This is a genomic window from Pseudonocardia charpentierae (assembly GCF_031845345.1).
Taxonomy (GTDB): domain Bacteria; phylum Actinomycetota; class Actinomycetes; order Mycobacteriales; family Pseudonocardiaceae; genus Pseudonocardia; species Pseudonocardia charpentierae.
Map to the genome: position 1 here is coordinate 173,711 of NZ_JAVREJ010000014.1, position 11,721 is coordinate 185,431.

Consider the following 11,721-nt stretch of genomic DNA (forward strand, 5'->3'; position numbering starts at 1 on the left):
ACGGCCCGCGCCGCGTTCAACCCCTCGGACCCGTTCGCAGGGCCCCCCGACCGTCACCCGTTCCGACCTCCCGTTCCGGGGGCGTACCCAACCACACGCCCCGGGAACGGGTGTCAACCCATGGAGGTTCCGACGACAGGTGGCGTGCTAGTTCGAGGCGGCCGTGCGGGCCCGCGACCGGGCACGCGCCCGCAGGTGCGAGTCGAGCTCGACCTTGCGGATCCGGACGTTCTCCGGCGTCACCTCGACGCACTCGTCGTTGGCACAGAACTCCAGGCTCTGCTCCAGCGACAGGATCGTCGGCGGGGTCAGCTTGATCAGCTCGTCGCCCGTCGACTTGCGCATGTTCGTGAGCTTCTTCTCACGCACGATGTTGACCTCGAGGTCTTCGTTGCGCGTGTACTCGCCGATGACCATGCCCCCGTAGACCAGGGTGCCGGGGCCCACGAACAGCTCGCCACGGTCGCTCAGCGCGTCGACGGCGTACCCGGTGACGGGCCCGGCGCGGTCCGCGATCAGCGAGCCGCGCAGGCGGCTGTTGATCTCGCCGACCCACGGGCCGTAGCCGTCGAAGACGTGGCTCGCGATACCGGCGCCGCGCGTGATCGTGAGGAACTCGGTGCGGAAGCCGATGAGCCCGCGGCTGGGCACCCGGAACTCCATCCGGACGCGGCTCTCGCCGTGCACCATCTGGCTGAGCTCGCCCTTGCGCGCGGCCAGGAGCTGGGTGACGGCGCCGAGCGACTCGGTGGGCACGTCGACCGACAGGTGCTCGAACGGCTCGTGCAGCTTGCCGTCGATCACCTTGGTGACGACCTCGGGCTTGCCGACGGTCAACTCGAAACCCTCGCGGCGCATCGTCTCGACGAGAACGGCCAGCGCCAGCTCGCCGCGGCCCTGCACCTCCCAGGTGTCGGGGCGCTCGGTGGGCAGCACGCGGATGCTGACGTTGCCGACCAGCTCGGAGTCGAGGCGAGCCCGGACCTGGCGGGCGGTGAGCTTGGCGCCGGGGTGCGGGTCGCGGCCGACCAGCGGCGAGGTGTTGATGCCGATGGTCATCGAGATCGCCGGCTCGTCGACGTTGATACGGGGCAGCGCGACGGGGTTGTCCGGGTCGGCAAGGGTGTCGCCGATGGTGACGTCCGCGATCCCGGCGACGGCGACGAGGTCGCCCGCCGACGCCGACTCCGCGGAGGTGCGGGTGAGCGCCTCGGTGCGCAGCAGCTCGGTGACCTTCACGCGGGAGATCGTGCCGTCGGCACGACACCAGGCGACCTGCTGGCCGCGACGGATCGTGCCGGCGCGGACGCGGCACAGCGCGATGCGGCCGAGGAACGACGTGGCGTCGAGGTTGGTGACGTGGGCCTGCAGCGGGGAGTCCGGGTCGTCGGCCGGCGGGGGCACGGTGCCGAGAAGGACGTCGAACAGGGGCTGCAGGTCCGGCGAGTCGGGCTGCGTGCCGTCCGCCGGGCGCTCGCGCGACGCGCGACCGGAGCGGCCGGAGGCGTAGACGACCGGGAGGTCGAGCAGCTGGGCGGTGTGGTCCTCGTCCAGGTCGAGCTCGTCGGCCAGCTCGAGGAGGAGCTCCAGGCTCTCGTCGACGACCTCGCCGATTCGGGCGTCCGCGCGGTCGGTCTTGTTCACGACCAGGACGACGGGCAGGCCGGCGGCCAGGGTCTTGCGCAGCACGAAGCGCGTCTGAGGGAGCGGGCCCTCGGAGGCGTCGACGAGCAGGACGACGCCGTCGACCATCGACAGGCCACGCTCGACCTCGCCGCCGAAGTCGGCGTGACCGGGAGTGTCGACGACGTTGATGGTGGTGCCGTGCCAGTCGATCGCGGTGTGCTTCGCGAGGATCGTGATCCCCTTCTCCCGCTCCAGGTCACCGGAATCCATGATCCGGTCGACCGGCTCGGCGCGCTCGCCGAAGGCGCCCGAGGCGCGCAGCATGGCGTCGACGAGAGTGGTCTTGCCGTGGTCGACGTGGGCGACGATGGCGACGTTGCGCAGCTCACCACGCCCCCGGGCACGGAACGGGTCGGCCGGGGTGGCCTCGAGGGTGGGTGCAATGCTCACAGCTAACTGTAGCGATTCCGAGACGCGCAACATTCCACCAGGTACGGCGGTGGGGTGCAGCTCACGTCTGTGAGCAGGCGGGAGGCGGTGGCCGCACCGCTCGCCCGCTCGGCGACGGCCCGCAGCTCGGCGAGGTCGACCCGGGAACCCACGGCGCGGAGCAGCGCGGCACCGCCCGCTCCGGCCTCGACGGCCGCATCCAGGAGCGCCAGGGGTCGGACGGGAACGGCGACGCCGCGCAGGGTGACGAGGTCGGTCGCACGGAGCACCTGCCGGCGCACGACGACTCCGGGCCGCGGGTCCGGGCAGCGGCGCGGGACGGTCAGCGTCACCGTGGCCGGCGGCGCGGGCAGCAGGCCGTGCCACCACGCCGCGGCCAGCCCGCCGAGCACCGCCCCGTCGCCCGCCCAGAGCACGGTCGCCCGGACGCGGGCCTCGTCGGTGACCGGGTGGCCCGCGCAGCGGTAGACGCGCGGATGCACCGGCACCCACCGCCGCCGGGCGACGAGCCGGTCGATGTCGTGCGCGGCCAACCCGGCCCGCAGCGCCTGGGCCCGGGCCACGACCCCGGCCTGCCTCCCCACCACGGCCTCGATCGCCTGCATGGTGTTCCTGGACGTCATGCCGTCCGTGGTTGTCGTCATGCCGTTCCTGGATGTCGTCATGCCGATACCGGACGGCCGCCACCCCGCCCCGGTTCCCCCGAAGCCCCGCCATGCCACGAACGGCCCCACCCCACCCGCGAGTCGGCACGTTGGACCCCGCGAGTCGGCACGTTTGCCCGCGCGAGTCGGCACGTTCGTCCCCGCGAATGTGAGGTCCGGGGTCGCGCAAACCACCGAGGTCGTACGAACGCCTGCGTCACCCCTCGTCGGTGAGGAGCCGCACCAGGTCCGTGACCACCGCGCGGTCGGCGTCCACCCAGTTCACCTCGGGCACCTCTGCCGCGCCGACCCACCGCAGGGCTGCGTGCTCCAGCGCCCGGGGCTCGGGCGCTGCGGTGGCCGGGCGGGCGCGATGGACGCGCAGCACGCCGACGTCGATCCGCAGATCCGTACCGACCCGCCCGTCCGGGACGACCTCGGTCCCCAACTCCTCCCGGCACTCGCGCACGACGGCTGCGGACTCGTCCTCCCCCCGCTCCACTCGGCCGCCCGGCAGTTCCCACCGTCCGGCCAGCGCCGGGGGTCGCGTGCGCTGCGCGATCAGCAGCCGCCCGTCGCGGACCAGGGCGGTGGCGACGACGGCCGGAGCCGCCGCGAGCGCCTCGGACCTTGTCGTGATGACCTCGGCCCGGGCGGCGAGGACCCGCCGCATCATGCGGCGGACGACTACGCGGTCGGCCAGCATGCCGACGCGCCCGAGAGGGGCGGTCCACCGGAGCTCGTCGCGCAGCCAGGTTCCGACCGGGCTCGGCGTCAGGGTGGTGACGTGTTCGACGGCGCGCATCGGGCCGCCGGCGAGCACGGACGTCATCCCGTTCGCGTCGATGCCGGTGATCCGCGTGCGGAGCGGGATTCGCAGCCCGGGCACCGCCCGCACGGCGACACGCACCTCGTCGTCGGGAGCCAGCAGCCGGACCGGCGAGGTGAGCCGATGCCCGGCACGGCTGAGCGCCTCGGCCGCCGCAGTCGCGTCGCGAAGGACGCCGGCGACGGTGCGCGGTGGCGCGTCGATCAGGACGTCGAGCCGCAGGACCGAGCCGAACCGATCCTCCGCCGAAGGCTCTCCGGGGAGACCACCGGACGCGTCGCTCACTCGTCGATCGTCCACGAGGTGCCGGCGCCGCACCCGGCAGGGCGGCGTACGCCTTCGGTGGTTCGCGTGCCGAGACGTACGGACTCGCGCGGCCCCAAATCTGACATTCGCAGGGACGAACGTGCCGACTCGCGGGGACGAACGTGCCGACTCGCGGGGTCCAACGTGCCGACTCGCGGGGACGAACGTGCCGACTCCCGGGTCAGGGGCGGGCTGCGGCGGGCCAACGGACCTCCATGCGGGCACCCCCGCCCGGCGCCTCCCCCGCCGCCACCGTGCCGCCCCGGCCCGCCACCAGGGCCGCAACCAGGGCCAGGCCCAACCCGGCGCCGCCGCCCGCCCGGCTCTCGACGTCCGGTTCCAGCCGTGTGAACCGGTCGAACACGCGGTCGCGGTCCGCCGCCGGGATGCCGGGACCGTCGTCCTCCACCACGAGCCGCACCGTGCGCCCCGCCGGCAGCACCCCCACCTGCACCAGGCCCCGGGCGTGCCGCAACGCGTTCCCGAGCAGGTTGTCCAGCACCAGCGCGACCTCGCCGGGGCTGGCCGCCGCCGCGGCCGGAGCGGGCGCGACGAGCTTCACCACCGCCCCGTGCCGGTTCTGCCGCCCGATCGCCGCGCGTGCCGCCGCCACGACGTCCACCGGCCGGGGTGACGGCCGCTGTCCGGCGTCCGCCCGGGCCAGTGCCATCAGGTCGGCCAGCATGTCGGTCAGCCGCTCGGCCTCCACCGCCACCGCCCGCAGCGTCTCGTCCGCCAGCGCCGGGTCCGGGTGCGCGACGGCCACCTCGGCCTGCGCGCGGATGGCCGCCACCGGGGAGCGCAGCTCGTGCGCCGCGTCGCCGGTGAACCGCTCCAAGCGGGCCACCGCCTCGTCGCGCCGCGCCAGCAACGCGTTCAGCTCCTGGGCCAGGGCACGCACCTCGTCCGTGGCCGCGGGCATCGGAAGCCGGTCGCCGGGCGGCAACGCCGCGGCCGCCGTCCGCAGGCGGTCGACGGGACGCAGCGCCGCCCGCGTCGCCACCCACGCCGCCCCGGCCACGACGAGGGCCGCGAGCACCGCCCCGAACACTGCGAGCCCCGCCGCCCGGCGCGTCAGCGCCGTCCCGCCCACGAGGTCCGCCGACGCCACCGCCAGCCGCGGCGTGCCGTCGGGAGCGATCGCGAGCTCCGCGATCCAGCGCCGCGGCGCGGAGAACCGCTGCGTGGTCACGCCCTCGCCCGCGGCGAGCTGGGCAACCTGCCGACCGTCGAGCGGCAGCGGCGGGCCCTCGTCGACGGCCTGCCCCGCCATGTCGACCACCCGGACCCCCGGCACCGCGGTCGCCCCGTCGTCGAGCCGCGCGACGGCCTGCAACGACTGCGTGCGCAGTTCCTGGTCCGTGGCGTCCACCAGCACACCGAACGCGAGCACGGTCGCGAACCTGCTCAGCGCGAGCAGCGCGACGAGCGCCACCGTCCCGACCGTGAGCGTGATCCGCACCCGCAGCGTGCGCCGGGCCCACCATTCCCGAGCCGCCCGCAGGGCTCTCACCCCGACGACACCAGGTAGCCGTGCCCGCGGACGGTCCGCACCACGTCGCCCCCGCCTACGGCATCGAGCTTGCGTCGCAGGTACCCCACGTAGACCTCGACGACGTTGCGGCTCGCCGCCTGCTCGTCGCCCCACACGAGCCGCAGCAGCTCGTCCTTCGTCACGGCGGTGTCGGGGTGACTGACCAGTGCGTGCAGCAGCGAGAACTCCCGGGGCGACAGCTCTACCGAGCGCCCGCTCCACGTCACCGACCGCGCCACCGGGTCGACGGTCAGCGCCCCGAGCGCGATCCGCCGCCCGGCCCGCACCCCGTCGCGGCGGCGCAGCATCGCCCGCAGCTGCGCGACCAGCACGACGAACGAGAACGGCTTGACCAGGTAACCGTCGGCGCCGAGATCGAGCCCGTCGGCCTGGTCCACCTCGCCGTCCTTGGCCGAGAGCAGCAGCACCGGCGTGTCGACGCCCGCGGCCCGCAGCCGCTCGAGCACCCGGTAGCCCGACAGGCCGGGCAGGATGATGTCGAGCACCACGGCGTCGAAACTCCCGGTCAGGGCGGCGCGCAGCGCGGAGGGGCCGTCGCCCACGGCGACGACCTGCATGCCCTCGGCCGTGAGCCCGCGGGCCACGGCGGTGCGCACCCCGGGTTCGTCGTCCACCACCAGCACCCGTGCCATCCAGGCAAACCTACCGCTGCGGAGCCGTCCGGTGCCGGGCTCAGAACTCTCTCAGCGCGGATGCGTCACGCTGTGCCCATGGCAGGACGTAGGAGAGGTCGCATCGCAGCGGCCGTCGGCACGGCAGGCGTGGTCGGCCTGGGACTGCTCGTGGTCGCGGGCAGCGCGTACGCACAGCCCCAGCTGCCGCCGGTCACACCCGAGGACCTGGTCAGCTCGGTGCTGGCCGCAGCCGACCCGGGCCCGTTCAACGGGACGGTCGAGCTCGACAACAACCTCGGGTTGCCCGCGCTGCCGGACGCACCGCAGGCCGCGAACGGCACGAGCACGGCCCGCATCTGGTCGGGCGGCAACAACCTCGGCCGGGTGGCCCTGCCGACCGACTCGGGTGAGCGCACCTTGGTCTCCGACGGCACGACCGACTGGGCCTGGAACTCCGACGACCGCACGGTCGTCAAGCGGCCCGCGGGCGACCGCCGGGATCAGAGTGCCGCGACCGACCCCACGGCCGCCGCGGCGAAGGCGATCGGCGAGCTGCGCACCACCAGCACGATCGCGGTCGACGGCACCGCCACGGTGGCCGGCCGCAGCGCCTACGAACTGGTGCTCACGCCCGCCCCCACCGAGCGCACGCTGCTGCGCGAGGTGCGCGTGGCCGTCGACTCCGAGAAGCGGATGCCCCTGCGGCTGACCGTGCTCGCCACCGGCTCCACCGAGCCGGCCCTGCAGGTCGGTTTCACCGAGCTCGCGTTCGGGCCGCAGGACGCGAAGTTGTTCGCCTTCACCCCGCCGCCCGGCGCCACCGTGACCGACGCCCCTGCTCGCGACACCCAGCAGAACCGTCCGGAGAGCACGACGGTCGGCGACGGCTGGGATACCGTCAAGATCATGCGCAGGCCGGCCGACGCCACCCCGCAGACGGCATCGCCCGACAGGCCCGACCTGTCGTCGATCGGCACGCCGGTCAGCGGCACCTGGGGCAGCGGCCGGCTGGTCACCACCGCCGTCGGATCGGCGATCATCACCGGTGACGGGCGGATCGCCGCAGGCGCGGTGCCCGAGCAGGTGCTGACCGACGCGCTGTCGAAGTGACCCTCGCCGTCTCCCGCGACCTGGGCACGGCAGCCGTCGCCGCCCGGGTCGCCGGGCTGCGGAAGGAGTTCGGCTCGACGGTCGCCGTCGGCGACGCCGACGGGCAGGCCGGCATCGATCTCGACATCCCCGACGGCGCCGTGCTCGGCATGCTCGGGCCCAACGGCTCGGGCAAGACCACCCTCATCCGGATGCTGCTCGGCCTCACCCGGCCCACTTCAGGCGACGTCGAGCTACTCGGGCGTCCGATGCCCGAGTCGGCGGCGGCGGTGCTCCCGTACGTCGGTGCACTCGTCGAGGGCCCGGGATTCCATCCCTTCCTGTCGGGGCGGGAGAACCTGCGGCGGGTCGCGGCCACCGAGCCGCTGCTCGCGACGAGGGCGATCCCGACAGCCGTCGACACCGCGCTGGAGCGCGTCGGGCTCGGGCCCGCTGCCGACCGCCGGTTCCGCGGCTACTCGCTCGGCATGAAACAGCGCCTCGGCCTGGCGTCCGCGTTGCTGCTGCCGCGCCGGCTGGTCGTCCTCGACGAGCCGACGAACGGCCTGGACCCGGCCGGCACCCGCGACGTCCGCGGCATCATCGCGGAACTGCACGCGGGCGGCGCGACGGTCGTCGTGTCGTCGCACCTGCTCACCGAGGTCGAGGCGACCTGCACGCACGTCGCCGTGCTGCAGTCGGGCTCGCTGATCGCCGAGGGTGAGCTGCGCGGGCTGCTCGACGCCGACGCCACCGGTCTCGTTGTCACGACACCGGACGCCGACCTGGCCGTGGCGACGCTGCGCGCCGCCGACATCGGCGCCTACCGCGACGACGCCGACGAGCCCGCCGTCGTCGTCCCCGCGGGCGACGCCCCGGAGGTGATCGTGCTGCTGGTGCGGGCCGGGGTGGCCGTGCAGGAGGCACGGCGCAGGCGGCCGCGGCTCGAGGAGCTGTTCGCCCGGCTGACGGAGGGGACACCGTGAGCGAGTCGCGCACCCTCGCGCCCACCGCTGCACCTCTCGGCCGGCTGCTCGCCGCCGAGGTCCGCTGGGTGCTGCGCCGGCCGCGCACGCTGGTGATGCTCGGCCTGTTCGCCCTGATCCCGGTGCTGATCGCGATCGGGGTCGCCGTCACCGACCGGCGCGCCGGGCCCGGCCGCGGGCTCATCGGTGCGGTCGCAGGCAACGGGCTCGTCCTGCCCGTCGTCGCCATGACGGTGGCGCTGGCACTGCTCCTGCCGCTGGCCGTGGCGATGGCCGCGGCCGACGCGATCGCCGGCGAGGCCGCCTCGGGGACCCTGCGCGGGCTGCTGCTCGCTCCCGTCGGCCGGTTGCGGCTGGTGGGGATGAAGGCCTTCGGAGTGCTGGTGGTGGCCGTCGCCGCGGTGCTCGCGCTGGCCGTCGTCGGGGTGCTGGCCGGGTTGATCGTGGTCGGCGGGGCCGGCGGGCAGCTGGTGACGCTGTCGGGCACCACCCTGGGGTTCGGCGAGGCGCTCGGCCGGGTCGCGATCGTCGCGGTGTGGACGGTCGGACAGCTCGCGGCCGTCGGCGCGGTCGCACTGGCGGTGTCGGCGTGGACCGAGCACCCGCTGGTCGTGCTGGCCGCGGTGCTCGGCGGACTGATCGTCTTCGGCGTGCTCGGCGCGATCCCGGCGCTCGACTGGCTCCAGCCGTACCTGCTCACGTCCGGATGGTCGGCCGGGGTCGACGCGCTGCGCGACCCGCTGCCGCTCGCCGGGATGCTCGACGCGACGGGGCGTGCGCTCTGCTACGTCGTCGTCGGTGCCGCCGCCACGGTCGCGAGGATGCTGCGCCGCGACGCATGACCAGTGCAGGATGAGTCCATGCCCGCTCTCCTCGACGACTCCGCGATCGACGCCGCCCTCAAGGACCTCCCCGGCTGGCGTCGCGAGGGCGACGCACTCGTGCGCACGGCCGAGCTGCCGACGTTCCCGGTCGCCATCGGCGTGGTGGCCCGGGTGGGCGAGATCGCGGAGGGCCGCGACCACCACCCGGACATCGACATCCGTTGGCGCACACTGACCTTCCGCTGCTCCACGCATTCCGAGGGTGGCATCACCCAGCGCGATGTCGATCTCGCGGCGGCGATCTCCGAGCAGGTGGAGGCACAAGCATGACGAAGGCCCCGGACAAGGTGCAGAGACTGAAGAAGAAGGTCTACGAGAGCGAGCTGCTGCGCCTGCAGGGCGAGCTCGTCGAGATGCAGGAGTGGGTGCGCAGCAGCGGCACCCGGCTCGTGGTGGTGTTCGAGGGCCGCGACGCCGCCGGCAAGGGCGGCGCGATCCAGCGCATCGGCGAGTATCTCAACCCCCGCATCTGCCGGATCGTCGCCCTGCCCGCGCCCACGGAGCGCCAGCGCACGCAGTGGTACTTCCAGCGCTACGTCGAGCACCTGCCCGCGGCCGGGGAGATCGTGCTGCTCGACCGCAGCTGGTACAACCGCGGCGGCGTCGAGCGCGTGATGGGTTTCGCCACACCGGTCGAGTACGAGCGGTTCCTGCGGCAGTGCCCGGTGTTCGAGGAGATGCTGATCGAAGACGGGATCCTGCTGCGCAAGTACTGGTTCTCGGTCAGCGACCACGAGCAGGAGAAACGGTTCCGCGACCGGATGAACAATCCGATGAAGCGGTGGAAGCTCTCTCCGATGGACATGCAGTCGATCACGCGCTGGGAGGACTACTCCCGCGCGAAGGACGAGATGTTCGCCCACACCGACACCGCCACGTCCCCCTGGATGGTGGTGGAGTCGGAGGACAAGCGGCGCGCCCGGATCAACATGATCGCGCACCTGTTGTCGAGCGTGCCCTGGAAGCCGGTGGAGAAGGCGGAGCTGGAGCTCCCCGCCCGCCCGCCGTCGAAGGGTTACGAGCGGCCGCCGCGCGAGCAGTTCCGCGAGGTGCCGGACCACGCGTCGACGCTGGAGTGAGCACTCGCCTGCGCACGGCCGGGCCGTTCGCGGCCGTGGTCGTCGCCAGCCTGTTCGTGTTGTTCAACCCGGCCTCCGCCACGCCGACGGTGTGGCCGGGGATCGACAAGCTCGTCCACCTGACGCTGTTCGCAGCGCTGACGCTGACGGGACGGAGAGCCGGGCTGTCGCCGGTCGGGCTGGTGGCGGGGCTGGTGGTGTACGCCGGGGCGTCGGAGGTGCTGCAGGGCTTGCTGCCGATCGAACGCACGGCGGATCCGCTCGACGCAGTGGTGGACGTGGTCGGCATCGCGGTGGGGCTGCTGATCGACCGACGGGTTCGGCGGTAGCGGCGCGGGCGCGGTCGGGCACACTCGCGCGGTGACCACCCGCCGCATCGACGCCCCCGAGCGCCGCGCCCGGCTCGCGGCCCGCCACCGGCTCGTGCCCTCCCGGCGCACCGACGACGTCACGGCCATCGCGGACGACCTCGTCGCGCTGCACTCCTCGGATCCGGTCACGGTCTACCTGTCCGTCCTCGCGCGGATGGCGAACCCGACGCTCGCCGCCGTCGAGAAGGCCCTCTACGACGACCGCACGCTGATCCGCCACCACGCGATGCGCCGCACGCTGTGGGTGGGCGGCCACGAGACCGTCCGGCTGGCCCACGCCGCGGCGACCGTCGACCTGCACCGCGTCCAGTACCGCATGCTCGCCACCGCCCTGTCCGGAGCCGGTGTCGCCGATCCCGACGAGTGGATCGCGGCCGGTCGCACCACCGTGCTCGACGCCCTGGCCGACGCCCCGACGACCGCCCGCGACCTGGGCAAACGACTGCCGGAGCTGGCGCTTCCCCTGATGATCGGTACCGGTCGGCAGGCCACGCCGATGGCCGCACACACCCGCCTGCTGCTCGTACTCGGCTTCGCGGGCGACGTCGTCCGCGCCCGGCCGACCGGCACGTGGATCAACGGCCAGTACCGGTGGGCCGCCGCGGAAGGGTGGGTTCCCGGAGGAATCGACGTCGGGCTCGACAAGCGCGACGCGGCGGCCGGGCTCGCGCGGCTCTGGCTGCGCTCGTTCGGCCCGGGGACGCGGGCCGATCTGCAGTGGTGGGCGGGCTGGACGGCCACGACGACGACCCGCGCCCTCGGCGACGTCGGCGCCGCGGAGGTCGAGCTCGACGACGCCGTCGGATTCGTGCTCCCCGACGACCTCGGGCCCATCGACGCAGCCGAGCCGTGGGTGGCACTGCTGCCGGGTCTCGACCCGACGACGATGGGCTGGAAGCAGCGGTCCTGGTACCTCGACCCCGAGGTCGCGGCGGCCGTGTTCGACCGCAACGGCAACGGCGGGCCGACGGTCTGGGTCGACGGACGGATCGTCGGGAGCTGGGTGCAGCGCCGCGACGGGACCATCGCGGTGCGGCTGCTCACCGACGTCGGGGCCGAGCGCCGTGACGAGATCGACCGCGCCGCGACCGGGCTCCAGGAGCTGCTCGGCGACGTCCGGTTCTCCGTCCGCTTCCCCGCACCCGTGCAGGCCACACTGCTCTAGCGATCCTTGGTCGCCAGGACTTTGGCACTTGGTCAGAGTGTCAGGCAGCCGCCGACGGTAGCCGGGCCTGGGCGAGCCGGGTGTCGATGTGGGTGGCGAGGGTGCGCAGGGCCGCGCGGACGG

Annotated in this window: 12 protein-coding genes; 7 read left to right on the forward strand and 5 right to left on the reverse strand. The window is 74.0% G+C overall.

Annotated features, from left to right (window positions below; all coding sequences use genetic code 11):
• Positions 1–147: 147 nt before the first annotated feature.
• The 5 genes from typA to RM445_RS20005 form a co-directional block, all read right to left on the reverse strand.
• Positions 148–2,109, reverse strand: coding sequence for a translational GTPase TypA (gene typA, locus RM445_RS19985; protein ID WP_397469371.1), 1,962 nt, complete (start codon positions 2,107–2,109; stop codon positions 148–150).
• The gene (locus RM445_RS19990) at positions 2,079–2,720 is read right to left on the reverse strand and encodes a type IV toxin-antitoxin system AbiEi family antitoxin domain-containing protein (RefSeq protein ID WP_311558256.1); all 642 of its coding nucleotides are present in this window, start codon (positions 2,718–2,720) and stop codon (positions 2,079–2,081) included. Before RM445_RS19990 ends, typA begins: the two co-directional genes overlap by 31 nt.
• A 217-nt stretch (positions 2,721–2,937) precedes the next feature.
• A complete protein-coding gene (locus tag RM445_RS19995) occupies positions 2,938–3,834 on the reverse strand; it encodes an NUDIX domain-containing protein (protein WP_311558258.1) in 897 nt (298 codons plus the stop codon).
• Positions 3,835–4,036: 202 nt separating this feature from the next.
• A complete protein-coding gene (locus RM445_RS20000; RefSeq protein ID WP_311558259.1) occupies positions 4,037–5,368 on the reverse strand; it encodes a sensor histidine kinase in 1,332 nt (443 codons plus the stop codon).
• Positions 5,365–6,042 carry a response regulator transcription factor gene (locus RM445_RS20005; RefSeq protein ID WP_311558260.1) on the reverse strand — a complete coding sequence of 226 codons (678 nt, stop codon included), beginning with the start codon at positions 6,040–6,042 and terminating at the stop codon, positions 5,365–5,367. The genes RM445_RS20000 and RM445_RS20005 overlap by 4 nt, the downstream gene beginning before the upstream one ends.
• A gap of 78 nt (positions 6,043–6,120) precedes the next feature.
• On the opposite strand from RM445_RS20005, the gene RM445_RS20010 reads away from it, so the two are divergent.
• Genes RM445_RS20010 through RM445_RS20040 form a run of 7 tightly spaced genes read left to right on the forward strand, consistent with a single transcriptional unit; the run spans position 6,121 to position 11,598 of the window.
• The gene (locus RM445_RS20010; RefSeq protein ID WP_311558262.1) at positions 6,121–7,134 is read left to right on the forward strand and encodes a LolA family protein; all 1,014 of its coding nucleotides are present in this window, start codon (positions 6,121–6,123) and stop codon (positions 7,132–7,134) included.
• Positions 7,131–8,099 carry an ABC transporter ATP-binding protein gene (locus tag RM445_RS20015; protein ID WP_311558263.1) on the forward strand — a complete coding sequence of 323 codons (969 nt, stop codon included), beginning with the start codon at positions 7,131–7,133 and terminating at the stop codon, positions 8,097–8,099. Before RM445_RS20010 ends, RM445_RS20015 begins: the two co-directional genes overlap by 4 nt.
• The gene (locus RM445_RS20020) at positions 8,096–8,941 is read left to right on the forward strand and encodes an ABC transporter permease subunit (RefSeq protein WP_311558265.1); all 846 of its coding nucleotides are present in this window, start codon (positions 8,096–8,098) and stop codon (positions 8,939–8,941) included. Before RM445_RS20015 ends, RM445_RS20020 begins: the two co-directional genes overlap by 4 nt.
• An 18-nt stretch (positions 8,942–8,959) precedes the next feature.
• Positions 8,960–9,253, forward strand: a complete 294-nt coding sequence (locus tag RM445_RS20025) for a 4a-hydroxytetrahydrobiopterin dehydratase (protein WP_311558267.1) — start codon at positions 8,960–8,962, stop codon at positions 9,251–9,253.
• Positions 9,250–10,062: a polyphosphate kinase 2 gene (gene ppk2, locus RM445_RS20030; protein WP_311558268.1), complete on the forward strand. Its 813-nt coding sequence runs from the start codon at positions 9,250–9,252 to the stop codon at positions 10,060–10,062. The genes RM445_RS20025 and ppk2 overlap by 4 nt, the downstream gene beginning before the upstream one ends.
• Positions 10,059–10,391, forward strand: a complete 333-nt coding sequence (locus tag RM445_RS20035) for a VanZ family protein (RefSeq protein WP_311558270.1) — start codon at positions 10,059–10,061, stop codon at positions 10,389–10,391. Before ppk2 ends, RM445_RS20035 begins: the two co-directional genes overlap by 4 nt.
• Before the next feature lie 31 nt (positions 10,392–10,422).
• Positions 10,423–11,598, forward strand: coding sequence for a winged helix DNA-binding domain-containing protein (locus tag RM445_RS20040; RefSeq protein WP_311558271.1), 1,176 nt, complete (start codon positions 10,423–10,425; stop codon positions 11,596–11,598).
• Positions 11,599–11,721: the final 123 nt, after the last annotated feature.

Excerpts from the sequence above, each read along its gene's own strand:
- RM445_RS20010 (WP_311558262.1), top strand. The coding sequence starts at position 6,121 with ATGGCAGGACGTAGGAGAGGTCGCATCGCAGCGGCCGTCGGCACGGCA.
- ppk2 (WP_311558268.1), top strand. The coding sequence starts at position 9,250 with ATGACGAAGGCCCCGGACAAGGTGCAGAGACTGAAGAAGAAGGTCTAC.
- RM445_RS20005 (WP_311558260.1), bottom strand. The coding sequence starts at position 6,042 with ATGGCACGGGTGCTGGTGGTGGACGACGAACCCGGGGTGCGCACCGCC.
- RM445_RS19990 (WP_311558256.1), bottom strand. The coding sequence starts at position 2,720 with ATGACGACAACCACGGACGGCATGACGTCCAGGAACACCATGCAGGCG.
- typA (WP_397469371.1), bottom strand. The coding sequence starts at position 2,109 with ATGTTGCGCGTCTCGGAATCGCTACAGTTAGCTGTGAGCATTGCACCC.
- RM445_RS20025 (WP_311558267.1), top strand. The coding sequence starts at position 8,960 with ATGCCCGCTCTCCTCGACGACTCCGCGATCGACGCCGCCCTCAAGGAC.